Source organism: Achromobacter sp. NPDC058515 (assembly GCF_042721735.1).
In the GTDB taxonomy this organism is placed as follows: Bacteria; Pseudomonadota; Gammaproteobacteria; order Burkholderiales; family Burkholderiaceae_B; genus Achromobacter.
Genome location: NZ_JBHXNI010000012.1, coordinates 18,720 through 43,182 on the forward strand (window position 1 = coordinate 18,720; position 24,463 = coordinate 43,182).

General features: G+C 67.1%; 16 protein-coding genes. 7 read left to right on the forward strand and 9 right to left on the reverse strand.

Annotation, left to right across the window (positions count from 1 at the left end):
• Nucleotides 1–22: 22 nt before the first annotated feature.
• Together ACFWP0_RS20100 and ACFWP0_RS20105 are read right to left on the reverse strand one after the other, a co-directional pair.
• Nucleotides 23–538 carry a MarR family winged helix-turn-helix transcriptional regulator gene (locus ACFWP0_RS20100; RefSeq protein WP_377844983.1) on the reverse strand — a complete coding sequence of 172 codons (516 nt, stop codon included), beginning with the start codon at nt 536–538 and terminating at the stop codon, nt 23–25.
• Between the two features lie 31 nt (nt 539–569).
• Nucleotides 570–1,475 (reverse strand): DMT family transporter, encoded by a 906-nt coding sequence (locus ACFWP0_RS20105; RefSeq protein ID WP_377844985.1) that lies wholly within the window; start codon nt 1,473–1,475, stop codon nt 570–572.
• Nucleotides 1,476–1,547: 72 nt separating this feature from the next.
• Between ACFWP0_RS20105 and ACFWP0_RS20110 the strand changes: the two genes are divergently transcribed.
• Entirely contained in the window at nt 1,548–2,528 is a 981-nt protein-coding gene (locus ACFWP0_RS20110; protein ID WP_377844986.1) for a DMT family transporter, read from the forward strand.
• Nucleotides 2,529–2,583: 55 nt separating this feature from the next.
• On the forward strand, nt 2,584–3,573 hold the full coding sequence (locus tag ACFWP0_RS20115) for a quinone oxidoreductase family protein (protein WP_377844988.1): 990 nt from the start codon (nt 2,584–2,586) through the stop codon (nt 3,571–3,573).
• A gap of 58 nt (nt 3,574–3,631) precedes the next feature.
• Here the strand turns inward: ACFWP0_RS20115 and ACFWP0_RS20120 are convergent, their stop codons facing one another.
• Nucleotides 3,632–4,306, reverse strand: a complete 675-nt coding sequence (locus tag ACFWP0_RS20120) for an epoxyqueuosine reductase QueH (RefSeq protein ID WP_377844990.1) — start codon at nt 4,304–4,306, stop codon at nt 3,632–3,634.
• 75 nt (nt 4,307–4,381) lie between these two features.
• Nucleotides 4,382–7,159 (reverse strand): bifunctional [glutamate--ammonia ligase]-adenylyl-L-tyrosine phosphorylase/[glutamate--ammonia-ligase] adenylyltransferase, encoded by a 2,778-nt coding sequence (gene glnE, locus ACFWP0_RS20125; protein ID WP_377844992.1) that lies wholly within the window; start codon nt 7,157–7,159, stop codon nt 4,382–4,384.
• A gap of 102 nt (nt 7,160–7,261) precedes the next feature.
• Here glnE and ACFWP0_RS20130 point away from each other — a divergent pair, with 102 nt between their 5' ends.
• Nucleotides 7,262–10,897 (forward strand): YhdP family protein, encoded by a 3,636-nt coding sequence (locus ACFWP0_RS20130; protein WP_377844994.1) that lies wholly within the window; start codon nt 7,262–7,264, stop codon nt 10,895–10,897.
• A gap of 56 nt (nt 10,898–10,953) precedes the next feature.
• Here the strand turns inward: ACFWP0_RS20130 and rho are convergent, their stop codons facing one another.
• Together rho and trxA are read right to left on the reverse strand one after the other, a co-directional pair.
• Nucleotides 10,954–12,213: a transcription termination factor Rho gene (gene rho, locus ACFWP0_RS20135; RefSeq protein ID WP_006218533.1), complete on the reverse strand. Its 1,260-nt coding sequence runs from the start codon at nt 12,211–12,213 to the stop codon at nt 10,954–10,956.
• Between the two features lie 117 nt (nt 12,214–12,330).
• Entirely contained in the window at nt 12,331–12,657 is a 327-nt protein-coding gene (gene trxA / locus ACFWP0_RS20140; RefSeq protein WP_006218534.1) for a thioredoxin TrxA, read from the reverse strand.
• Nucleotides 12,658–12,981: 324 nt separating this feature from the next.
• On the opposite strand from trxA, the gene parE reads away from it, so the two are divergent.
• The 4 genes from parE (at nt 12,982) to ACFWP0_RS20160 (ending at nt 19,190) form a co-directional block, all read left to right on the forward strand.
• Nucleotides 12,982–14,943 carry a DNA topoisomerase IV subunit B gene (parE, locus tag ACFWP0_RS20145; RefSeq protein ID WP_377844996.1) on the forward strand — a complete coding sequence of 654 codons (1,962 nt, stop codon included), beginning with the start codon at nt 12,982–12,984 and terminating at the stop codon, nt 14,941–14,943.
• Nucleotides 14,943–15,548: a YcxB family protein gene (locus ACFWP0_RS20150; protein ID WP_377844998.1), complete on the forward strand. Its 606-nt coding sequence runs from the start codon at nt 14,943–14,945 to the stop codon at nt 15,546–15,548. The genes parE and ACFWP0_RS20150 overlap by 1 nt, the downstream gene beginning before the upstream one ends.
• Nucleotides 15,549–15,583: 35 nt before the next feature.
• The gene (gene parC, locus ACFWP0_RS20155) at nt 15,584–17,914 is read left to right on the forward strand and encodes a DNA topoisomerase IV subunit A (protein WP_377844999.1); all 2,331 of its coding nucleotides are present in this window, start codon (nt 15,584–15,586) and stop codon (nt 17,912–17,914) included.
• Between the two features lie 73 nt (nt 17,915–17,987).
• Entirely contained in the window at nt 17,988–19,190 is a 1,203-nt protein-coding gene (locus ACFWP0_RS20160) for a DUF418 domain-containing protein (protein WP_377845001.1), read from the forward strand.
• On the opposite strand, the gene ACFWP0_RS20165 is transcribed toward ACFWP0_RS20160, so the two are convergent.
• From ACFWP0_RS20165 to ACFWP0_RS20175, 3 genes are all read right to left on the reverse strand, one after another.
• Nucleotides 19,191–21,809 (reverse strand): TRAP transporter permease, encoded by a 2,619-nt coding sequence (locus tag ACFWP0_RS20165; RefSeq protein ID WP_377845002.1) that lies wholly within the window; start codon nt 21,807–21,809, stop codon nt 19,191–19,193.
• 138 nt (nt 21,810–21,947) lie between these two features.
• Nucleotides 21,948–22,952, reverse strand: coding sequence for a TAXI family TRAP transporter solute-binding subunit (locus ACFWP0_RS20170; RefSeq protein WP_377845004.1), 1,005 nt, complete (start codon nt 22,950–22,952; stop codon nt 21,948–21,950).
• Nucleotides 22,953–23,107: 155 nt separating this feature from the next.
• Complete coding sequence (locus ACFWP0_RS20175) at nt 23,108–24,448, reverse strand: aspartate aminotransferase family protein (protein WP_377845006.1); 1,341 nt, start codon at nt 24,446–24,448, stop codon at nt 23,108–23,110.
• Nucleotides 24,449–24,463: the final 15 nt, after the last annotated feature.

Genomic DNA, 24,463 nt, shown 5'->3' on the forward strand with positions numbered 1-24,463 from the left:
GGGGCCTGCGTCGTCAGCGCGGTCAGCGTTCGGGGGGCGTGCCGGACGCGGAGCCGTTGGCGATCATTCGGCGCAGGAAATGCATGAGCTGGGCCACCTCGTCCGTGGAGAAGCCGCGAAGGTGGTGATTGAGCGAACGGGCGATATTGGCCGGGATATCGCGGGCCTTGGCCTCGCCCAGCTCGGTGAGTTCGATCTTGACCACGCGGCGGTCTTCCTGGCTGCGGTTGCGGCGCAGCAGTCCCTTTGCTTCCAGGCGATCCAGCGCGCGGGTCATGGCGCCGGTGTCCATGGCGTTGAGCCGCGCCAGCTCGGCCGGCGTGTCGGCGCGGCCCAGGAAGACCATGGCCAGGGGGCGCCATTGCATGGCGGTGAGGTCCAGCGGGGCCATTTCCTGGTCCAGCATCCGGGTAAGGGAGTGATAGACCAGCTTGATCAGGTAGCCGGCATTGTCTTCCGCCATGCAACGGGTGTCGTTGCGATAGTGGATGGGCGTGTCGGGGGTATCGGGTGCGGACGGGGGAGGCGCGGCATTCATGCGCCGAATTTTACTGCCTAGTCAGTTATTGTCAAGGCTGATTCTTCGTGGGAGGCTCCGGCTCCGTGGCAGCAGCCGCCGCCGGCGCCTGCTTGCGCAAGCCGGACCAGACGATGGCGGCCACGATCAGGGCCGCGCCGGCCATCATGCGCGCGGTGGGCTGCTGGCTGAACAGCACCCAGGCGAAGGCGATGGCATAGACCGGCTCTAGGGCGATCACCAGCCCGGCGCTGCGCGCGTTCAGCCGGGTCAGGCTGGAAACGAAGAGGTAGTGGGACAAGCCGGTGCAGAAGACCCCCAGCAGCGCCAGCCAGAACCAGTCCAGGGCGGGCAGCGCGGGCAGCTGGCCGACCGCGAAGGGCACCATCACCAGCGCCACCACCAGGTTCTGCCAGCACGCCACCTGCATCGGGTCCATGCCCGACGCCGAACGCCGGTTGCTCAGCGCAAGCAGCGCGAAGCTCAGCCCGGACAGCAAGCCCCAGGCCAGGCCGATGGTGCCCTGGTCGGCCAGATCGAACGAGGGCGTGACCAGCACCAGGCCCGCGGTCACCAGGCCAAGCAGCAGCCACTCGGCCAGCCGGACGCGTTCGCGGAAGATCAGGCCTTCAAACAGGGTGATGAAGGCCGGGAAGCTGGCGAAACCCAGCGTCGCGATGGCGATGCCGCCCACCTTCACCGAGATGAAGAAGGTGACCCAGTGTCCCGCCAGCAGCACGCCGGCGATCACAAGGACGAACAGCTGCGCGGGCGTCAGGGCGCCGAGCAGCGGCTTGCGGCGCATGCGGGCAAAGATCCCCAGCGAGATGACCGCGAAGACGGCCCGCCCCAGGGTGATGACCGCGGCGCTGGCCTGGATCAACTCCCCGAAAACGCCGGTCAGGCCGAATAGCACGGCGGCAATATGGATATAAGTCAGGGCGCGGTGTCGGGTCATGCGTGGGGGGATAAGGCCAAAAAGCGTGAGGAAGGCGTGCAATTATTTTTGCGCGCAACTTAAAATCATCGCATGAATCGTATTGCCAAGCTTAAGCTGGCCTCGCTGCCTTCCGGCCGCGCCGCCGGAATCGCCATGGCGGTGCTTGGCGCGATCCTCTTTTCCGCCAAGGCCATCGTCGTCAAGTTCACCTACCGCTACGGCATCGACGCGGTCACCCTTATCGCCTTCCGCATGCTGTTCGCCATGCCGTTCTTCGCGGTGGTGGCCTGGCGCCAGTCGCGCCGGGCGGCGCGCGGCGAGATCGTCGTCATGACGCCGAAGGAGCGCCTGCAGGTGTGCCTGCTGGGCTTGCTGGGCTATTACCTGTCGAGTTTCCTGGACTTCCTGGGGCTGCGCTACATCACCGCCAGCCTGGAACGCCTGATCCTGTTCCTGTCGCCGTCGCTTGTCGTGCTGCTGTCGGCGTTCTGGTTCAAGCGCCCGATCGAACGCAGGCAATGGATGGCCATGGTGCTGTCTTACGCCGGCGTGGTGCTGGTGTTTGCCCATGACCTGTCCTTTGGCGGCGGCGGCGAGGTGCTGTTAGGGTCTTTGTTCGTTTTCGGTTCCGCGGCGAGCTATTCTGTGTACCTGATCTGTTCCGGGGAACTGATCAAGCGGGTCGGCCCGACGCGCCTGGTGGCCTATGCCATGCTGGTGTCCTGCGTGGCCTGCATCATCCAGTTTTTCGTCGTGCATCCTCCGTCGATGCTGATCCAGCCCGCCGGGGTCTACGGATTTTCCGTGATTCACGCCACCCTGAATACGGTGGTGCCGGTGTTCATGCTGATGTGGGCGGTGTCGCTGATCGGCGCGCCGACCGCGTCGCTGCTGGGCATGGTGGGCCCGGTGTCGGTGCTGTTTCTGGCTGCATGGTTCCTGAACGAGCCCATCACGGTATGGCAGCTGGCGGGAACGGCGCTGGTGCTGGCGGGGGTGTTCGCCCTGATGGGAGGCGGCGCCGGCAGGCGGACGCCCGCCGTGCAGGACGATCCGCAGCCCCCGCGTTGAAGTCCGGTTTGGTTTTCTCGGTGTGTCGCATTATTTCCAATGAAAGGAGGCCAGCATGGCCAGCAATCTCGTCAAGGCAATTCGTATCGAGCAGCACGGTGGTCCCGAAGTCCTGAAGCTGGTTGAGGTGGAAGTGCCTCCGCCGGCCGCCAACGAAGTCACGATCGAGCAGCACGCCGCTGGTCTGAACTTCATCGATATCTATTTCCGCACGGGCTTGTATCCGCATCCGCTGCCTCACGGCCTGGGCTTCGAAGGGGCCGGCGTGGTGACCGCCGTGGGCGCCGACGTCAAGCACCTCAAGAAGGGCGACCGCGTCGCCTACGGCCAGAGCCCCATTGGCGCCTACGCCAAGGCGCGCAACGTGCCCGCCGCCCAGGTCGTGAAGGTGCCCAAGGGCATCGGCTTTGACGAGGCCGCCGCGCTGATGCTCAAGGGCCTGACGGTGCAGTACCTGTTCCGCCAGACCTATCGCCTGCAGGGCGGCGAGACCATCCTGTTCCACGCCGCTGCCGGCGGCGTGGGCCTGATCGCATGCCAATGGGCCAAGGCCCTGGGCGTGAAGCTGATCGGCACGGTCTCCAGCCCCGAAAAGGCCGAGCTGGCGCGCGCCAGCGGCGCGTGGGAAACCATCGACTACTCGCGTGAAAACGTGGCCGAGCGCGTGCTGGAGCTGACCGGCGGCAAGAAGGTGCCGGTGGTGTATGACGGCGTGGGTAAGGACACCTGGGAAACGTCGCTGGACTGCATCGAGCCGCGCGGCCTGATGGTCAGCTTCGGCAATGCGTCCGGTCCGGTGGCCGGCGTCAACCTGGCCACGCTGAACCAGAAGGGCAGCCTGTACGTCACGCGCCCGTCGCTGGGCGTTCACGTGAACACGCTGGAAAAGCTGCAGGCCGCTTCCGAAGAACTGTTCGACCTGGTTCTGAAGAAGAAGATCAAGGTTCGCATCGACCAGCGCTACGCGCTGGAGCAAGCGGGCGAAGCGCAGACCGCGCTGGCCTCGCGCAAGACCACCGGCGCCACGGTGCTGATGCTGGACTGATAAGTGCTTGGGATCGCGGCCCCTGGTGGCGCCGCGGTCCCGGCGGGTCACCCCCTGATCAGAGCTGTTCCTCGTTGATCAGGTCTTCCTTGCCGTAGAACTTGACGCCGATGTGGATGCGCTCGCGGCCTTGCGAGCGGCGGTGGCGGTTGGTGTCGCGCAGCGAATAGACGCAGCCGCAATATTCCTGCTGGTAGAAATTCTCGCGCTTGCTGATTTCGATCATGCGGGCGGAGCCGCCGCCCTTGCGCCAGTTGTAGGTCCAGTAGACCAGGTCGTCGTAGCGGGCCGCGGCGCGTTCGCCGCAGCCGTTGATCTGGTTCATGTCCTTCCAGCGCGAAATGCCGAGCGAACTGGTGATGGTGTCAAAGCCATGCTCATGGGCGTAGAGCGCGGTGCGCTCGAAGCGCATGTCGAAACAGGCCGTGCAGCGCTCGCCGCGCTCGGGCGCGTTTTCCATGCCCTTGACGCGGTCGAACCAGTTGTCCATGTCGTAGTCGGCGTCGATGAACTCGATGCCGTGCTGCTCGGCGAAGCGGATGTTCTCCTGCTTGCGGATCTCGTACTCTTTGACCGGATGGATGTTCGGGTTGTAGAAGTAGATCGCGTAGTCGATCCCCGAGGCCGTCATGGCTTCCATGACTTCTCCGGAACAGGGCGCGCAGCACGAGTGCATCAGCACCTTGCGGCGGCCGGCGGGCAGGTCGAGTTTGGGGCGCACGAGTTCGGACATGGCTTGCAGACAAGAAGGCGGAAAACCCCTTATTTTACGACGAGTTGGCTTAAGGGGGCGGGGGCGGCCCGCCCGTCAGCCCAGCACGGTGGCCCAGAGCTCCCGCACGGCGGCCCGCTCGGCCTGCAGCTGCTCGGGCGCGACCCGGGCTTTTTCCACGCCTTGCATGCGCAACTGGTGCTGGACCCGGCGCAGCGTGCGGTAGGCGTCGCCCGCGCGCGAGGCCAGGTCCGGCGGAATCAGCCCGGCTTCGCCCGCCAGGCGCAACAGCGTGATATTGCCCAGGTTGCGCACCAACAGCGGATGCGTGCCGGCGTGGCAAAGCACCAGATACTGCGTGACGAATTCCACGTCGACCATGCCGCCGCGGTCATGCTTCAGGTCGAACCTGTCGGTGGTGTTGGGGTGGCCGGCGTTGATTTTCTCGCGCATCGCCAGGACTTCCACGCGCAGCGCGCCCGCATCGCGCGGGAGCACCAGGATGTCCTCGCGGATCTTCTCGAAACGCGCGCCCGCTTCGGCGTCTCCGGCGGCATGGCGCGCGCGGGTCAGCGCCTGGTGTTCCCAGGCCCAGGCATGCTTGTGCTGGTATTGCTCGAAGGCCTCCATGGACACGGCGAGCAGCCCCGCGTCGCCATCCGGCCGCAGGCGCAGGTCTACTTCGTACAGCCGTCCCGAAGATGTCATGGTCGACAGCCAGGACGTCATGCGCCGGCCCAGCTTGGCGTAGACCTCGGCGGCGTCCTCGCGCGGGTCGTCGAACACGAAGACCAGGTCCAGGTCCGAGGCGTAGCCCAGTTCCTTGCCGCCCAGCTTGCCGTAGGCGATGACGGCAAAGCGCGGCACGGCGCCCTCGACCTTGTTCACCAGCGGCCAGGCGCGGCGGATGGTCTCGGTCAGCAGCAGGTCGGCCAGCGCCGACAACTGGTCCGCCAGCTTTTCGACCGTGAGCTCGCCCTCCAGATCCTGCGCCAACAGCTGGAAGCTGGCCTGACGCTGCACATCGCGCATCAGGTTCATCTGGCGTTCGATGTCCGGGTCGCCGTCGGGCAGGCGGCAGGCGTCCAGGTCCGCCGTCAGTTGCCGGGCGATCTGGGTGAAGTCCAGGGGCTGGAAGAGGGTGCGCCAGTCGATCAGGCTGTCGAGCAGCAGGGGATGCTGTGTCAGGTACTGCGCGGCCCAGGGGCTGGCGGCAACCATGCGCGCAACGCGGGCCAGCGTGTCCGGATACTCGGCCAGCAGCGCCAGGTAGGCGCTGCGCTGCGCGATCTTTTCGATCAGGTCGAACAGGCGGACGGCGGCTTCCAGCGGCGCCGGGGTCTGCCGGGCGGCGCGCAGGGCGGCGGGCAGCAGGGTCTCCATGCGCCGGCGACTGCTTTCGGGCAGGCTGCGCACGCGGTGGCTGCCCATCAGGGTTTCGGCCCGGCGCACCAGATCCTGCGCCTCGTCGCCAAACGCCTGCCGGATCTGGGCGGTCAGTTCGCTTTCGCTGTCGGTTCCGTCCTCTTCGGAGGCGGCGTCGGCAGCCTGCGCCGCGGGGGCCTGCTCTTCCTCGCCCATGCCCACCATGCGGAACGCGTTGCGGAAAGTCTGCGAGACGAATGCGCGGTGTTCGGCCAGCGTGCGTTCGAAGTCTTCGGCGCTCATGCCCAGCGCCGCGGCCAGGGCCGCGCGCAGCGCCGGATCGCCAGGGAGCAGGTGAGTCTGCTCGTCTTCGCGGTACTGCAGGGCATGCTCGGTGCGGCGCAGGAAACGGTAGGCCTCTTCCAGGCGCCGCGCGTCTTCTTCGGGCACCAGGCCCGCCAGGCGCTCCGCATGCAGCGCTTCCAGCAGGCCGCGCTTTTGCAGCGCGGGCATGCGGCCGCCGCGGATGAGCTGGGCAAGCTGCACCACGAATTCGATCTCGCGGATGCCGCCATCGCCCAGCTTGATGTTGTTCGCGCTGTCGATGCCGTTGCGCGCCATTGCGCGCCGCTGCCAGTCCTGGCGGATGCGTTCGCGCAGGGCGCGCAGCGCGGCCAGCGCATCGAAGTCGAAATACTTGCGATAGACAAACGGCACGCGCAGGCTTTCCAGCTGCCTGGCCTGGGCGGCGCTGTCGCTGTCCGCGAACGCCTGCGCGGGCATCAGCCGCGCCTTGAGCCAGGCATAGCGTTCCCATTCGCGGCCCTGGCCGATCAGGTAATGCTCCAGCGCGTCGAGGCTCCAGGCCAGCGGGCCGGAGTCGCCGTCGGGACGCAGGCGCAGGTCGGTCCGGAAAACCTGGCCATTGGCGTCCACCTCGGACAATACAGGCATCATCCGGCGCGTCAGCCGGCCGTAGAACTCGTGGTGGCTGATGCGGCGCGGGCCGTCGGTTTCGCCTTCCTCGCCGTACAGCATGATCAGGTCGATGTCGGAGGACACGTTCAGTTCGCAGCCGCCCAGCTTGCCCATGCCCACGATCAGCATTTCCTGCGGCTTGCCCGTCGCGGGGTCGCGCGGCACGCCATGAACGGCCGCCAGGTCCGCGGCCACGCTGCGATAGGCGGCGGCCACCGCGATGTCGGCCAATGTGGTCATGGCGCCGACCACTTCTTCAAGGTCCGCCTGGCCGGTCAGGTCGCGCACGATGAGCACGCTGAAGACGCGCTCGCGCAATTTGCGCAGCACCATGCGGCAGGCGTCCACCGGCAGGATGTCGGGCGCGGCGGGGCCCGCCAGCTCGGATTGCCATTGGGCCATCAAGGCGGGCGTGACCGGCTGGAGCACAGCCTGCGCCAGCCAGGCGGCGAGATCCGGATGGGCATCCAGGCGGCGGCGCAGATGGCCGGACCAGGCGAGAGCGGGGGCAAGCGGGGACGGATTGGACATGGCGAAAGGGCGGCAGACGAATGGACGCGTTTCAGGTATAAGTGGGGACGATACCGCAAGACATATTCTCCTGCCCACTGATCCGTGTCTGTTCCGAAAAAAGTGCTCCGCTGCCTGTTCTGGGCCGCGCTGATCGTATATGGCGTCGTCGCCATCGGGTTTCTGGGCGTGCGCTACTGGGTTCTCCCGCGTGTGGACCAATGGCGCCCTCAGATTGAAGCCTACGCCAGCCAGGCGTTGGGCGCCCGAGTTACGATCGGCGCGATCCGCGCCAATTGGCAAGGGCTCAATCCCAGGCTAGATCTTGCCGCCGTCCAAGTCTACGACGACGAGGCTGCCCCCGTGCTGACCTTGCCCTCGGTATCCGCCGTGCTGGCCTGGCGCAGCATTCTTGCCTTGTCGCCCACGCTGGTGCGCCTGCGGGTCGAAAAGCCCGAACTGACGCTGCGGCGGGACGCCGCCAACCATCTGTGGATTGCCGGGCAGGACATAGACCTGAACGCCAGCGACCACGAATCCGACCTGAATCACCCGGCATTGCGCTGGCTGGCGACGCAGCGCGAGCTGCTGGTCCGCGGCGCCACGATCCGCTGGCAGGACGAGCTGCGCCAGGCGCCCGAACTGCGGCTGGACAACGTCGATTTCCTGGCGCGCAACGGCAGCCTGTCGCACCGGTTCGTGCTGCGGGCTTCGGCTGGCGAGGCGCTCGCCCGCAAGGTGGAGCTGCGCGGAGAGTTCAACCGCAGCCTGTTCGCCGCGGAGGCGAAGAATCCCTCGAACTGGAGCGGGCAGGTCTATGCGGAAGTCGATGACCTGGAACCGCTGGCCTGGTCGCCGTGGGTCGACGCGCCTCCGATTGCCGGGCGGGTCGCGGGCCGGGCCTGGTGGGAGTTGGAACGCGGCAAGTTTTCTCAACTGACGGCCGACGTGGCGGTGCGCGGCGTGGATTGGGCCGCCGCCCCGGACGGACCCGCGGTGCGCGGCGGCGCGGCCCAGTTCCGCATCTCGGGCCTGCCGGGAGATTTCGTGCAGGCCGAAGGCTTGCCGCTTGCGCGCAGCGACGGCGCGGCGGACCTGGCGGTCAAGGGGGCGGTGCAGCAGTTGCGCGTGACGCTGCCGGGCGTATTCGAAGAGCCTACGCTTGCGGCCAGCGAGATCGAGCTGGACGCGCAGGTCAAGGGCCCCGATGCGAAGAACTGGTTCGTGGACGTGGCTCAGCTGCATGTGGTCAACGACGATCTGGACGTGCGCCTGCAAGGGCAATGGCAGCGGGAAGGCAAGACGGCGGCGGGCAGCGTGGATCTGCAAGGCACGATGGCGCGCGGGGCCATGCCGGCCATCCATCGCTATCTGCCGCTGGAGGTCAACGCCGACGCCCGCGAATGGCTGGCCACCGGCTTGCCCGCTGGCGAGTTGCGTTCGGCCTCCATCACGCTCAAGGGCGACCTGGATGACTTTCCCTTCGGCGAGCCGGGCGTTGCCGGCGAGTTCGTCGTCGCGGGCGCCTACGCCGGCGCCAAAGTCGACTATGCGCCCGCCCGGCCGCACAGCAAGGGCTGGCCAATGCTGGAGAACCTGTCGGGCGACTTTCGCATCGACAAGGTGAGCCTGGCGCTGGACAGCGCGGGCGGCGCCGTCGCGCACACGGGGGCGGGGCAGACCATCACCCTGGGCGCCGTGACCGCCACCATTCCCAACATGGAGCATGATTCGGAACTGCTGCTCTCGGGCGAGACCTCGGGGCCGGTTCCGGCCTATCTGGCCCTGGCTGCGAACTCTCCGCTGGGCGAGCTGCTGGACGGCGCGCTCGACGAGGCGCGCGGCACGGGCGACTGGCGCGTGCCGCTCAAACTGAAGGTGCCGCTGCTCAACACCGACGATACGCAGGTGCAAGGCCACATCCTCTTCGCGGATAACAGCTTTACGTTCATGCCGGAGATGCCGCTGCTCAGCCAGATGCACGGCGATCTCGAGTTCTCCGAGAAGGGCGTGCAGACCCGGGAAATCCGTGCGCAGTTCCTCGGCGGACCCGTCAAGATCTTCGGCGCCCTGGCGCGAAGCTCGGACGTGTTGCGCTTTGAGGGCACGCTGGCGGGATCGGGCCTGTCGCAATTGAGCCATGCGCCATCCATGTCCCGCTTTGCCGGCAAGGCCGCGTACAAGGGCCGGCTGGGCTATCAGAAGGGCGGTTCGGTCGATGTTTCCGTCGAGTCCGATCTGGTCGGCATGGCGATCGACATGCCCGCGCCGGCCGGCAAGCAGGCCCAGGCGTCCCAGCTGCTCAAGCTCCAATGGGCATCGGCGCAAGACCGTGGCGCGAAGAACCGGCGCTGGCTGACGGCCAGCCTGGGTGAAAGCGTGAATGCGATTTTTGAACGAAATCCCGCCGATTCCGCGCCGTCGTACTTTGCGCGAGGCGCGCTCGGCGTCGGCCGGCCCGCCAGCCTGCCCGAACGAGGGCTGAGCGTGAACGCCAGCCTGCCGGAGCTGGACATCGATGGCTGGGAAGCCGTCGCCGACGGCTTCGATGCGCCGGCGGGCAAGGGCAAGTCCGCGTCCAAGCCGGTCCTGCCGCAGCCCGAGCGCGTCAGCCTGGCGGCCGGCGTCCTGCGCGCCAGCGGCTACACCCTGAACGATCTGACGCTTTACGCCACCCGTCCTGGCCCGGCGCAATGGCGCGTGGAACTGCAATCCCGGCAGGCGACCGGCACGCTGGAATGGCGCGAGGCTTCCGGCGCGATCGCCGGACAGATCACCGCCCGCCTCAAGCACCTGTCGCTTGCCGGCGAGGACGACACCAATGAGGCGGACAAGGCCCTGGCGTCCGGCAATGACCTGTCGGACATCCCGGCAATCGACCTGCAGGCCCAGGAATTCCTTCTGTACGGCAAGAACCTGGGCGCGCTGCAGGTGATCGGCACGAATCTGGAGCGCGGCCGGCAATGGCGCCTGGACAAGCTGTCCATCGCCAACGACTCCGCCACGCTGAACGCCACCGGCAATTGGCGGCTGGAGGGTCCGGGCCGGGGCCTGACCGTCGACGCCGCCGTCAAGTTCGAGAATGTCGGCGATTTCCTGAACCGGATCGGTTTCGAGCAAGTGGTGTCGGGAGGCAAGGGCACGGCCCAAGGCAAGGCAACCTGGCGCAACCTGCCCTGGACCCATAACATCGCGGACATCGTGGGCGATGTGGTCATCAGCCTGGACAACGGCCGCTTCATGCATGTGAACTCGCGCACCGCCCGCCTGCTGGAGCTGCTGTCGCTGCAATCGCTGCAGCGCCTGGCGCGGCTGGACGTGAATCCGACGAACCTGCTGCGCGACGGCTTTCCGTTCGACACCATCCGCGGGCAGGTCAAGGCGGCAGGCGGGATGCTGACCACCGAGGGCTACAAGATCAACGGGCCGGTCGCCGCGATTGTGCTGGCCGGGGGCGTGGACCTCATCAAAGAGCGCTGGGACATGAAGGCGGTGGTCATCCCCAACCTGGACGCCAGCGGCGCGGCGATGGTGACCGCGCTTGCGGTCAATCCGCTGATCGGCCTGGGCGCGTTCGTCACGCAGTGGCTGCTGAAGCAGCCGCTGGCGCGCGCGATGACCATGGAGTATTCCGTGACGGGCAGCCTGGACGACCCGCGCATCGAACCGATCGATGGCTCTGGCAGGGCGCCGGACAAGCAGACGCCCAGGCCCGCCGACCTGATGCCGCGCCGCATGCCCGAGTTCATCGAGCACTGATCGCTCCCCAAAAAAAACGCCCCGTGGGGCGTTTTTTTGGGGGCGCAAGACCAGTCTTACTTCTTCTTCATCATGTCGAAGAATTCGGCATTGGTCTTGGTGGCGCGCATCTTGTCCAGGATGAATTCCATGGATTGGACCTCGTCCATGTCGTGGATGAACTTGCGCAGGACCCAGACCTTCTGGAGCAGGTCGGGGGCGATCAGCAGCTCTTCGCGGCGGGTGCCCGACTTGTTCAGGTTGATGGACGGGTAGACGCGCTTTTCGGCCAGGCGGCGCTCAAGGTGGACTTCGGAGTTGCCCGTGCCCTTGAATTCTTCATAGATGACTTCGTCCATGCGGCTGCCGGTTTCGATCAGCGCGGTGCCCAGGATGGTCAGCGAACCGCCTTCTTCCAGGTTGCGGGCCGCGCCGAAGAAGCGCTTGGGGCGTTGCAGGGCGTTGGCGTCCACGCCGCCGGTCAGCACCTTGCCGGAGGCCGGCACGACGGTGTTGTAGGCGCGGGCCAGACGGGTGATCGAGTCCAGCAGGATCACGACGTCCTTCTTCATTTCGACCAGGCGCTTGGCCTTTTCGATGACCATTTCGGCCACTTGCACGTGACGGGTTGCGGGTTCGTCGAAGGTCGACGCCACCACTTCGCCGCGCACCGTGCGCTGCATTTCGGTCACTTCCTCGGGGCGTTCGTCGACCAGCAGGACGATCATGACCGCATCCGGGTAGTTCGTGGTGATGGCGTGCGCAATGTGCTGCATCATCACCGTCTTGCCGGACTTGGGGCTGGCGACGATCAGGCCGCGCTGGCCCATGCCGATGGGGGCGAAGACATCAAGAATGCGGCCCGTGAGGTTTTCTTCGCTCTTGATGTCGCGTTCCAGACGCATGGTCCGGTTCGGGTGCAGCGGCGTCAGGTTCTCGAACATGATGCGATGCTTGATCGCTTCGGGCGCCACGCCGTTGACCTTGTCCACCTTCACCAGGGCGAAATAGCGCTCGCCATCCTTCGGCGTGCGCACTTCGCCTTCGATCGAGTCGCCGGTGTGCAGGTTGAAGCGGCGGATCTGCGAGGGCGAGATGTAGATGTCGTCCGTGCTGGCCAGATACGAGGTCTCGGGGGAGCGCAGGAAACCGAAGCCATCCGGCAGGACTTCCAGGACGCCGTCGCCAAAGATCTGCTCGCCTTGCTTGGCGCGCCGTTTCATGATGGCGAACATCAATTCCTGCTTGCGCAGGCGGTTGGCGTTCTCGATTTCCAGGCCAGCGGCCATTTCGAGCAGCTGCGAGACGTGCAGCGCCTTCAGTTCGTTGAGGTGCATCGCGGTGAGTTTTGGGGGAAAAGTGAAGGAGGACTCTGGCGGCGCGCCACGGACGGGCTCGCGCGGTACTGAATGAGCGCCGCCTCCAGGGCGGCGCCTTCGTTCACAGCACGCAGTTTACAACGCGCCGTCCAGGAATGCAGTAAGTTGCGACTTCGACAGCGCGCCAACTTTGGTCGCGGCGGCTTGGCCGTCTTTAAAGAGCATAAGGGTAGGAATGCCGCGGATGCCATATTTGGTGGCGGTGCCTTGGTTTTCGTCCACGTTCAGCTTCGCGATCGTCAGGCGACCCGCGTACTCGGTGGCGACTTCTTCCAGGATCGGGGCAATCATCTTGCAGGGGCCACACCAGGCAGCCCAGTAGTCCACCAGCACCGGCTGGCCGGATTTCAACACATCGGCATCGAAGCTCGCGTCACTGACGTTCTTGATTTGGTCGCTCATGATGGTGATTCTCGGTTCGGCAGCAAAAGGCGCGTGAAAGACGCGCCTTGCCGTTGTTCTTGTTTGTGGAATGGACTAAAGCATACCACTGTCAATAACAACAGGCATACCACTGTTAATAACAACAGGGTTTGCAGGATTTGTGTAGGATGTTGCGGCGCAGTCGTCGTGATCCGGGTCGTCAGACCCGGGCGCGCTGGCTGTGACTGTCATCATCCTACCGAATTCGGAGCTGGTCAGGTCGTGCGCATCCCACCCGGAGCCGCGCAGAATCTAGGCTTATCCGTAAAATGTCGGTTTTTTTCCACAGATGTTGGGGATAACTTGGCCACTCCACGTTACACCGAGGCGTCCATTCGCGTCCTGAAGGGACTGGAGCCCGTGCGCCAGCGCCCGGGCATGTACACCCGCACCGAAAACCCCCTGCACGTCGTGCAGGAGGTCATTGATAACGCCGCAGACGAGGCCCTGGCCGGCTACGGCAAACAGATCCAGGTCACGCTGCACCTCGACGGCAGCGTGTCCGTCGAGGACGACGGGCGGGGCATTCCCGTCGGCCTGCATCCCGAAGAGCACGCGCCCGTCGTGGAACTGGTGTTCACGCGCCTGCACGCGGGCGGCAAGTTCGACAAGGCCGGCGGCGGCGCCTATGCCTTTTCCGGCGGCCTGCACGGCGTTGGCGTATCCGTCACCAATGCCCTGTCCACCCGGCTGGAAGTCGTGGTGTGGCGCGATGGCGCGGTAAACCGTCTGGTTTTCAAGGGCGGCGACGTTGCCGAGCCCCTGGCGCCCTATGACCAGGGCGGCCGCAAGAAGTCCGGCACGCGCGTGCGCGTCTGGCCAGACCCCAAATATTTCGATAGCCCCAATATTCCGTTGGGCGAGCTGACCCACCTGATGCGCAGCAAGGCGGTATTGCTGCCCGGCGTGAAGGTGTCGCTCGTCAACGAAAAAACCGGGGACACCAAGACCTGGCAGTACGAGGACGGCTTGCGCGGCTATCTGTCCGAGGCCCTGGCCGGTGCCGAGCTGATGGTGCCGTTCTTCGAGGGCCAGCAGTACGCCGGCGCCGACCACGAAAACTTCGCCGAAGGCGAGGGCGCGCAATGGGTGGTGGCATGGACGGAAGACGGCAACGCGGTGCGCGAGTCCTACGTCAACCTGATTCCCACGCCGGCCGGCGGCACGCATGAGTCCGGCCTGCGCGAAGGCCTGTTCGGCGCGGTCAAGGGCTTTGCCGAACTGCACAGCCTCTTGCCCAAGGGCGTGAAGCTGCTGCCCGAAGACGTGTTCGCCCGCGCCAGCTTCGTGCTGTCGGCCAAGGTGCTGGATCCGCAATTCCAGGGCCAGATCAAGGAACGGCTGAACAGCCGCGACGCGGTGCGCCTGGTGGGCGGCTTTGCCAAGAGCGCGCTGGACCTGTGGCTGCACAGCAACGTCGAGTACGGCAAGAAGCTGGCCGAGCTGGCCATACGCCAGGCGCAGGCGCGCCAGCGTTCGGCCCAGAAGGTCGAAAAGCGCAAGAGTTCCGGCGTGGCCGTGCTGCCCGGCAAGCTGACCGACTGCGAATCCAGCGACGCCTCCCGCACCGAAGTATTCCTGGTCGAGGGCGACTCGGCCGGCGGCTCCGCCAAGATGGGCCGCGATAAGGAATTCCAGGCCATCCTGCCGCTGCGCGGCAAGGTGCTGAACTCCTGGGAAGTGGATCGCGACCGGCTCTTCGCCAACAACGAAATCCATGACATCTCGGTTGCCATCGGCGTGGATCCCCACGGCCCCGGCGATACGCCGGACCTGTCGGGCCTGCGCTACGGCCGTATCTGCATCCTGTCCGACGCGGACGTCGACGGATCGCACATCCAGGTGCTGCTGCTGACGCTGTTCTACAAGCATTTCCCCAAGCTGGTCGAGGCAGGAAACGTCTACGTGGCCAAGCCGCCGCTGTTCCGCCTGGACGTGCCGGCCCAGGGCAAGCGCCCGGCCCGCAAGATCTATTGCCTGGACGAGGGCGAGCTCGAGGCCGCGCAGGACAAGCTGCGCAAGGAAGGCGTGCGCGAAGGCGCCTGGGCCGTCAGCCGGTTCAAGGGCCTGGGCGAAATGAACCCCGAGCAGCTGTGGGAGACCACCATGAACCCGGACACGCGCCGCTTGCTGCCCGTGGGCTATGGCGACCAGACCCCGGCCGACACCACCCGCATGTTCGACATGCTGATGGGCAAGGGCGAATCCTCGCAGCGCCGCGCCTGGATCGAAGAGAAGGGCAACCTGGCGGAGCTGGATATCTGATGACGCCATCCGCGCCCGGGCAAGCAAGCATGACCGTCGACCTGACGGCCGACGACTACGCGAACTTCGCCGCCTACGTGTACAAGCGGCCGGAGCTGCGCCGCCGCCGCTACCGGTCCCACCTGCGCTTCGCGGTCCTGATGATCGTGGCCTTGCTGGCCTACCTGGTCTGGCAGACCTGGGACGGCAAGGGGCCGGATTGGGGCCGCCTGCTGCCGGTGTACTTCGAGGGGCTGGCGGTGGGCCTGGGCATCCTGGCCGTGCTGGCGCTGGCCTATGAATACGTGCTGCCCGCGCTCGTGAAAATGAACACGCGGCGCATGCTGGCCAGGCAGCCCGACACGCTGTACCTGGGCAGGCACCAGCTGGATTTCGGACCCGACGGCATTTCGGACGCCACCGCCACCGCCTCCGGGCGCATGGACTGGGCCGATGTGCGGCGGGTCGAGGAAACCCCCGAGCACCTGTACGTCATTCTTGGCACCCTGCAGGGCGTGATCATCCCCAAGCGCGGGCAGGACGCCGCCACGCTAGATGCGGTGCGCGCCCGGCTGCGCGCGCATGTCGCCGATACGCAACTGGCCACGTCCGCAGAGGCGCATTGACGCCGTTTCGATGAATTTGTCTACCTGAATACATCATGACCGACAGCAATCAACCCGGCTTGTTCGACTCTACCCCGCCCGATGGCGATGGCGACGGCAACGCCGCCATCACGCTGGCGCGCTACGCGGAACAGGCCTATCTGGACTACGCGGTTTCCGTGGTGCGCGGCCGCGCCTTGCCCGATGTGGGCGACGGGCAGAAGCCCGTGCAGCGCCGCATCCTGTTCGCCATGCAGGCGATGGGGCTGGCCGCGGGCGCCAAGCCCGTGAAGTCCGCGCGCGTCGTGGGCGACGTGCTGGGCAAATACCATCCGCACGGCGACCAGGCCGCCTATGACGCCATGGTGCGCATGGCGCAGGATTTTTCCCTGCGCTATCCGCTGATCGACGGCCAGGGCAACTTCGGCTCGCGCGATGGCGACAACGCCGCAGCCATGCGATACACGGAAGCCCGCCTGACGCCCATCGCCAAGCTGTTGCTGGACGAGCTGGACGAGGGCACCGTGGATTTCGTGCCCAACTACGACGGCAGCCAGCAAGAGCCGCAGATGCTGCCGGCGCGCCTGCCCGTCATGCTGCTCAACGGTGCCTCGGGCATCGCGGTCGGCATGGCCACCGAGATCCCGTCGCACAACCTGCGGGAAGTGGCCCAGGCCTGCGTGGCGCTGATCAAGCAGCCTCAGCTGCCGGATGCCGAACTGCACGCGATGATTCCCGGGCCCGACTTCGCAGGCGGGGGCCAGATCATCACCCCGGCGGCCGACATCGCCCAGATCTACCGCGTGGGCCGCGGCTCGCTGAAGGTGCGCGCTCGCTGGCAGTTCGAGGAAATGGCGCGCGGCCAGTGGCAGTTGGTGGTCACCGAGCTGCCGCCCGGCACGTCCGGCCAGAAAGTGCTGGAAGAGATCGAGGAAATCACCAATCCCAAGGTCAAGGCCGGCAAGAAGAGCCTGACGCCCGAGCAGACGCAGGCCAAGGCCGTCATGCTGAACCTGCTGGACGCCGTGCGCGACGAGTCCGGCAAGGATGCCGCGGTGCGCCTGGTCTTCGAACCGAAGACCTCGCGCGTGGACCGCGACGAGTTCGTCAACACGCTGCTGGCGCAGACCAGCATGGAAGGCAGCTCGTCCATCAACCTGGTGTGCATCGGCACCGACGGCCGTCCGCGCCAGAAGGGCCTGCGCGACGTGCTGGTCGAGTGGCTGGCGTTCCGCACCAATACCGTGGTGCGCCGCACGCGCTTCCGCCTGGACAAGGTCATCGACCGCATCCATGTGCTGGAAGGCCGCATGCTGGTCTACCTGAACGTGGATGAAGTGATCCAGACCATCCGCGAATCCGACGAGCCGCGCGCCGCGCTGATGGAGCGTTTCAGCCTGTCCGAGCGCCAGGCCGAGGACATCCTGGAAATGCGCCTGCGCCAGCTTGCCCGCCTGGAGGGATTCAAGATCGAACAGGAACTGGCCGACAAGCGCAAGGATCAAATAGGCCTGCAAGAGCTGCTGGACAACCCCACGACGCTCAAGCGGCTGCTGATCAAGGAAATCGAGGCCGACGCCAAGCAGTTTGGCGACGACCGCCGCACGCTGATCGAAACGGCCGAACGCGCCGTGCTGGAAACCAAGGTGCTGGACGAACCCGTCACCGTGGTGGTGTCGCAGAAGGGCTGGCTGCGCGCCCGCCAGGGCCACGGCCATGACGCCGCGCAATTCGGCTTCAAGCAGGGCGACGACCTGTACGGCGCCTTCGAGTGCCGCACCACCGACACGCTGATCGCGGTGGGCGACAACGGTCGCGTCTATTCGGTGCCGGTGGCCGGGTTGCCGTCGGCGCGCGGCGATGGCCAGCCGGTCACCACCATGATCGACCTGGAGTCCGGCACGCGCATCGTCCACACGATCGCGGCGTCGGCCGACAGCCGCTGGCTGCTGGCCACGCGCGGCGGCTACGGCTTCGCGGCCAAGCTGTCCGACATGACCAGCCGCCAGCGCGGGGGCAAGCAGTTCATCACGCTGGAGGAGGGCGACGAACTGCTGCGTCCGGTGCCGCTGTTCGAGGGCGCCACGCAACTGGCGCTGCTGTCGCACAAGGGCAAGTTCCTGGTGTTCGGCCTGGACGAGGTCAAGTCGCTGTCCGGCGGCGGGCGCGGCACCATCCTGATGGGGCTGGACGGGGCGGACAAGCTGGACCAGACCGTGCCGATCGGCGCGCGCGGCTTGCGCGCCACCGGCATCTACCGCAACAAGCTCACCGAGGACATCCTGGCGGGCGAGGCGCTGGCGCTCTATGTGGGCAAGCGGGCGCGCAAGGGGCGGGCGCTGGACGTGCGGCCCAAGCAGCCGCTGCTCTCTCCGGTGCTGGGTTGACGCACGGCACCCAGGACGGCGCTTCTGGCGGCGCGCGCCCGCAGCGCCGCCGGGCCGGTCCGAGGGGCCGCGCTTGACTGCCGCAATCGACGCCCGCGAACGCCTCGCGCAGGTGGACGCGCTGCGCGGTTTTGCGCTGTTCGGCATCCTGGTGGTCAATATCGGCGTGTTCTCGTCGCCTTTCTACGGCGCGGGCGTGCCCGACCCGGTGTACTCGCGGCCCCTGGACCTGACCGTGAACTGGCTGATCGCCTGGCTGTTCGAGACCAAGTTCTACCTGCTGTTCTCCTTCCTGTTCGGCTACAGCTTCACCCTGCAGATGGCGGCGGCCGAACGCAGCCAGGCCGCCTTCGCGCCGCGCTTTCTGCGCCGGCTTGCCGGGCTGGCCGCATTGGGCCTGGCGCACGCGGTGCTGTTCTACCAGGGCGATATCCTGGTCACCTACGCGTTGCTGGGCCTGGCCTTGCTGCTGTGCCGGCGCATGGATCCCCGGCGGGCGCTGCGCGGCGCGCTGTGGCTGATCGTGCTGGCCGCGTCGATATGGGCGATCCTGGGCGCGCTGAGCTTTCTTGAGCCGGTCCAGGCCGGCTATGCGGCGCAGTACAAGGCCGACGCGCTGGCCTCGATCGAGGCCTACCGCGGCACCATCGGCTCCACCATTGCCCAGCACATCAAGGAACTGACCGAGACCATCTGGTTCATGGTGCTGTTCGTGCAGGGCCCGTTCGTCCTTGCCATGTTCCTGGCCGGCTATGCCCTGGGGCGGCGCAATGCGCTGGCGGACCCCTGGCGCCACCCGCGCGCGCTGTGGCTGCTGTGCGCCCTGGGACTCTTGCCGGGGCTGGCCGGATCGGCGGTCTACGCGACCACGTCATTGCCCTGGGTGGGCGCTGCCTGGGAGCTGCCCGGCCTGGCGGCGGACCTGCTGACCGCGCCGCTCTTGAGCATGTCCTACGCCGCGGCGTTCCTGCTGGCGCTGCGCACCCGGGCGGGCGGCCGCGCCGGCGCGTGGCTGGCGCCGGCGGGGCGGATGGCGCTGACCAACTACCTGATGCAGTCCGTCGTGTGCGCCTTTCTGTTCACCGGCTGGGGGCTGCGGCTGTTTGCGTCCGTGTCCCCGCTGGCCGCGTTCTGCATCGCGGTCGCGATCTTCGCGGCGCAGTTGCCGCTGTCCGCATGGTGGCTGCGCAGCCATGCGTATGGGCCGGTGGAATGGTTCCTGCGCGCGCTCACCATCGGCGCCTGGCCGGCCTGGCGGCGCGCGCAGGCGGACTGACTACGCGGCGCGGGCGCGCAGCCGGCCGGCCGGGGCGCCGCCGTCGCGCCGTCCCTGGCGCACCCATATGCCTGCCAACAGCAGCAGCGCGGGCACGTACACCCAGAAATCCGACCAGCGATGCGGATTGGGCGCCTTCACATTCACCACGTCCCAGCCTTGTTCCCAGCCTGCCCGCTGGGCGCGGCTGCCAAAGCGCACGCCGCCGATCTGCATCTGGTCTCCCAGGCTCATCAGCGTCACCCCGGCCTCGGCCAGGCGCTTGCGCCCGGCGTCCGGCGCGGCGGCTTGCGTTTCCAGCGCGGGCAGGGCGACCGCGACCGTCTTGGTCAGTTCGTCGCCTTCCAGGTTGATGCCCCGCAGCACCACGGTCAGCCGGCCGTTGTCGGGCAGCGCGGCGGCGGTGGCAAGCATGTCGGAAGCCGGCCGGTTTTCGTGGCTGGGGGCAAAATGGTCCATGAACCAGTCGGGCCTGAACAGCATGAACGTAACCAGCAGCAGCACCACCACTTCGGCCAGCGTGCAGCGCACGCGAAACCACTTCATGGTGGCCGCCGCGAAGGTCAGCGACGCGAGCGTGGCGCCTCCCACCACCATCGCCAGCTCCCAGCCGTAGTTCACGTCGATCAGCAGCAGCATCGGATTGAACACGAACATGAACGGCAGGATGGCCGTGCGCGCCGCGTAGGTGACGCCCTGGATGCCCGTCTTGATCGGGTCCTCGCCCGATATGGCGGCGGCCGCGAAGGTGGCCAGGCCCACGGGCGGGGTGATGTCGGCCATGATGCCGTAATAGAACACGAACATGTGCACGGCGATCAGCGGGATGACCAGGCCGTTCTGCGCGCCCAGCTCCACCACGACGGGCGCCATCAGCGTGGCCATCAGGATGTAGTTGGCGGTCGTGGGCATGCCCAGTCCGAGGATCAGGCAGACCACCGCAGTGAAGATCAGCATGAGCAGCACATTGCCCATCGAGACGAGCTCGACGAAGGCGGTCATGCGCAGGCCCAGCCCCGTCAGCGTGATGGCGCCGACGATCAGCCCTGCGGTGCCGCAGGCGATGGCGATGCCGATCATGTTCCGCGCCCCGTCCTGCAGTCCGCCGATGGCGTCGCGCCACCCCTGGCGCCAGGCGCAGGCCGCCGGCTGCTTGCGGAACCACGCGATGAGCGGGCGCTGCGTGACCATCTGGAACAGCATCGCCATCGCCGCCCAGAACGCCGACAGGCCGGCCGACAGCTCCTCGACGCTCAGGCACCAGACCAGGATGCCGATCGGGATCAGGAAGTACAGGCCGGCGCGCACCGTGGGCCAGGGCTGCGGGCGCACGGGATGGTTGATGTCGATGTCCTGCGGCAGGTCCGGGTGGCGGGCGGCCACGCGCAGGAGCCACAGGTACAGGACGGCCAGGATGGCCAGCAGCACCCAGGTCGCCGCGGCCCCGGCCAGCGCCTGCACGCCGGTGCCGATCCAGTACACCGCGCCCATCACGAGCAGCGTGCCGCTGATGCCCATGCCCCAGCCGGCCAGCTTCTGCAGCGGCGTGCGCGTGGGGCCGGAGGCCATCATGGGCTGGATGCCCAGCTTGAGCGCTTCCAGGTGGACGATATAGAAGAGCGCGATGTAGGAGATGGCGGCGGGCAGGATGGCGTGGCGGATGATGTCGGTGTAGGGGATGCCCACATACTCGATCATCAGGAACGCGGCGGCTCCCATGACGGGCGGCATGATCTGCCCGTTGACCGAGGACGCCGTTTCAATGGCGCCCGCGCGCACGCCGCCATAGCCGGCCTTTTTCATGAGCGGGATCGTGAAGATGCCGCCCGTCACCACGTTGGCCACCGATGAGGCCGACACCAGGCCGTTGACGGCCGAGGACACGACGGCCACCTTGGCTGGCCCGCCGCGCAGGTGGCCCAGCAGCGCGAACGACACCTGCATCATGTAGTTGCCCGCGCCGCACTTGTCCAGCAGCGAGCCCAGCAGCACGAAGATGAAGATGTACGACACCGACACCCCTAGCGCGACGCCGTACACGCCCTCGGTGGTCAGCCACATGTGCGACATCAGGCGTTCCAGCGACGCGCCGCGGTGCGCCAGCACATCCGGCAGCCAGGGGCCCGCCAGCGCGTAGGCGACGAACACCAGGCCCAGCACGGTCATGGGCAGGCCGAGCGCGCGGCGCGTCACTTCCAGCAGCAGCGCCAGGCCGATGAGCGAGGTCCACACGTCCATCGGCGTGGGCTGTCCGGGCCGCCCCGCCAGTTCGTTATAGAACAGGTACAGATAGCTGCCGCAAAAGCCCGCGGCCAGGGCCAGCAGCCAGTCGTACCAGGGCATGCGGTCGCGCGCCGACCGCTTGCTGGCCGGATAGGCCAGGTAGCCCAGGAACATGGCGATGCCCAGGTGCAGCGCCCGTGCTTCGGTGTCGTTGAATATGCCCCAGTTCAGCGCGAACGGCATCGGCGAGGCGTACCAGAGCTGGAAGAAGGACCAGACCAGCGCGCCCGCCGCCAGCGTGGCGCCGGCGATGCCGCGGACGTCGCGGCCGCCGCGGTCAGCCTCGGCGACGAGCTGTTCCAGGTCCGCGGTCGGCGTGTGCGACTCTTTTGTCATGAAATTCCCCTGCGTATCGTGGCGCGCGCCGGTGGTGCGGCGCGCGATGAACCCTTGTGCGCGGAAATGGGCGCGCAAGAGGCAGCCGTCCGGGACGGGGCGCGTGCCCCGTTCGCCGGGCGTGCCTGGCCAGCGGGTTTAGAGCAGGCCCTTTTCCTTGAAGTACTTCTCGGCGCCCGGATGCAGCGGCGCCGACAGGCCGTTCTTCACCATGTCGGCCGCCTTCAGGTTGGCGAAGGCGGGGTGCAGCTTCTTGAAGTCGTCAAAGTTGTCGAACACGGCCTTGACCACGGTGTAGACCGTGGCGTCCGGCACGTCCGCCGACGTGACGAAGGTGGCGGTGACGCCGTAGGTCTTGGTCTCCGCCGCATTGCCCGGATACAGCCCGGCGGGAATCGTGGCGTGGGCGTAGTAGGGGTACTTTTCCACCAGCTTGTCCACGGCGGGGCCGGTCAGCGGCACGAGCTTGGCGCCGCAGCTGGTGGTGGGGTCCTGGATGTTGGCCGACGGGTGGCCGACGCCATAGAAAAAGCCGTCGATCTTGCCGTCGCACAGCGCGGAGCCATGCTCGTCGGGACGCAGCTCGGAGGCCAGCGAGAAGTCCTTGAGCGTCCAGTTCATCGTGGCCAGCAGCTCTTCCATCGAGGCGCGCGTGCCCGAGCCCGGGTTGCCGACGTTGAACCGCTTGCCCTTGAAGTCCTCGAAGCCCTTGATATTGGCGTCCTTGCGCGCCACCACCGTGAACGGCTCGGGATGGATGGAGAAGACCGAGCGCAGCTTGGGGTAGGGGCCCGCCTGCTTGAACTGGCCCTGGCCGTTGAAGGCATTGAAGCCTACGTCGGACTGCACGACACCCAGGTCGAGCTCGCCGGCCTTGATGGTGTTGGCGTTGAAGACCGAGCCGCCGGTCGACTCGACCGAACAGCGGATGCCATGGGTGGCGCGGTCCTTGTTGACGAGGCGGCAGATGGCGCCGCCGGCGGCATAGTAGACGCCGGTGACGCCGCCGGTGCCGATACTGACGAACTTCTGTTGGGCGGCGGCAGGAGCCGGCGCCGCGGACAGCAATGCCGTGGCCAAGCCTGCCGCGGCGAGCGTCCAGGCATTGCGATGGCCCAAGGTGTGTTTGACGGACGTGGTCATGCAAACTCCTTTTGGGGGTTTTCCCCGTGATATTGCCGGTCTCTGCCGGCGGTTGGCAGCCCCGCGAGCCGCGGGTTGCCCTGTGCTGAATCATCACGTGCCCGCTGTCGGCGGGCGGCGCGCGGCGGATCCCCCCGCCGCGCGCGCTGGCGGCCCTAGCCGCCAGCCTGGGCAATGCCGGCGTCGATGGCGCCGGCCAGCCGCTCGGTCAATTGGTCCAGTTCGTCGTCGGAAATGATGAAGGGGGGCGCGAGCAGCACGTGGTCGCCCTGGCGGCCGTCGATGGTGCCGCCCATCGGATAGACCATCAGGCCGCGCGCCATGGCTTCGCGCTTGATCCGCGCATGCAGCGAGTGGGCGGGGTCGAAGGTCTGCTTGGTGCCGCGGTCCCGCACCAGCTCCACGCCCATGAAGAGGCCGCGCCCGCGGATGTCGCCCACGTGCGGATGATTGCCCAGCGCCTGTTCCAGGCGCTGGCGCAGGCCCTCGCCCTGAATGCGCACGCGTTCCAGCAGCTTGTCGCGGCGGATCACGTCCTGGACGGCGAGCGACGCCGCGCAGGCGATGGCGTGGCCGAGGTAGGTGTGGCCATGTTGGAAAAAGCCGCTGCCCTGCTGCATGGCGTCCACGATGCGCTGTTGCGCCATCACGGCGCCGATGGGCTGATAGCCCCCGCCCAGGCCCTTGGCGATCGTGATCAGGTCGGGCGCCACGCCCTCCTGCTCCACCGCGTACAAGGTGCCGGTGCGGCCCATGCCGCACATGACTTCGTCGGCGATGAGCAGGACGCCGTGGCGGTCGCATATCTCGCGGATCCGGCGGAAATAGCCGGGCGCGGCGGTGACGGCGCCCAAGGTGGCGCCCACCACGGGCTCGGCCACGAAGGCCATCACGGTGTCGGGCCCCAGCCGCTCGAACGTCTGCTCCAGTTCCCGGGCCAGGCGTTCGCCATATTGCTCGGCGTTCTCGTTTTCGCGCTGGTCGCGGTAGGCGTAGCAGGGCGAGACGTGCTCGACTTCGATCAGCAGCGGGGCGAACTGCGCGCGGCGCCAGGCGTTGCCGCCCACCGCCAGCGCGCCCAGCGTGTTGCCGTGATAGCTCTGCCTGCGCGCGACGATGTGGCGGCGCTGCGGCTGGCCGATCTCCACGAAATACTGCCGCGCCATCTTCAAGGCGGCCTCCACCGCTTCGGAGCCGCCCGACACGAAGTAGGCGTGCGAGGTGCCCGCCGGCGCATCGGCCACCAGCCGGTCGGCCAGCTGTTCGGCGACCTCGGTGGTGAAGAAGCTGGTGTGGGCATAGGCCAGCGCGTCGATCTGCGCATGCATGGCGGCCTGGATGTCGGGGTGGTTGTGCCCCAGGCAGGACACCGCGGCGCCGCCCGAACCGTCTAGGTATGCGCGGCCGGCGCTGTCGTGGATCCACACGCCCTGGCCGCGTACGGCGACGGGAGGCGTCTGGCGTAGAGAACGATGCAGGACGTGGGTCTGGCTCATGCTGTTTCCGTGTAG

Bases quoted from the DNA above. Each gene is read 5' to 3' on its own strand.
- ACFWP0_RS20105 (WP_377844985.1), bottom strand. From the start codon at position 1,475: ATGACCCGACACCGCGCCCTGACTTATATCCATATTGCCGCCGTGCTA.
- parC (WP_377844999.1), top strand. From the start codon at position 15,584: ATGACCGACAGCAATCAACCCGGCTTGTTCGACTCTACCCCGCCCGAT.
- trxA (WP_006218534.1), bottom strand. From the start codon at position 12,657: ATGAGCGACCAAATCAAGAACGTCAGTGACGCGAGCTTCGATGCCGAT.
- ACFWP0_RS20115 (WP_377844988.1), top strand. From the start codon at position 2,584: ATGGCCAGCAATCTCGTCAAGGCAATTCGTATCGAGCAGCACGGTGGT.
- ACFWP0_RS20175 (WP_377845006.1), bottom strand. From the start codon at position 24,448: ATGAGCCAGACCCACGTCCTGCATCGTTCTCTACGCCAGACGCCTCCC.
- ACFWP0_RS20110 (WP_377844986.1), top strand. From the start codon at position 1,548: ATGAATCGTATTGCCAAGCTTAAGCTGGCCTCGCTGCCTTCCGGCCGC.
- rho (WP_006218533.1), bottom strand. From the start codon at position 12,213: ATGCACCTCAACGAACTGAAGGCGCTGCACGTCTCGCAGCTGCTCGAA.
- ACFWP0_RS20100 (WP_377844983.1), bottom strand. From the start codon at position 538: ATGAATGCCGCGCCTCCCCCGTCCGCACCCGATACCCCCGACACGCCC.
- ACFWP0_RS20165 (WP_377845002.1), bottom strand. From the start codon at position 21,809: ATGACAAAAGAGTCGCACACGCCGACCGCGGACCTGGAACAGCTCGTC.
- ACFWP0_RS20150 (WP_377844998.1), top strand. From the start codon at position 14,943: ATGACGCCATCCGCGCCCGGGCAAGCAAGCATGACCGTCGACCTGACG.
- ACFWP0_RS20120 (WP_377844990.1), bottom strand. From the start codon at position 4,306: ATGTCCGAACTCGTGCGCCCCAAACTCGACCTGCCCGCCGGCCGCCGC.
- ACFWP0_RS20170 (WP_377845004.1), bottom strand. From the start codon at position 22,952: ATGACCACGTCCGTCAAACACACCTTGGGCCATCGCAATGCCTGGACG.
- glnE (WP_377844992.1), bottom strand. From the start codon at position 7,159: ATGTCCAATCCGTCCCCGCTTGCCCCCGCTCTCGCCTGGTCCGGCCAT.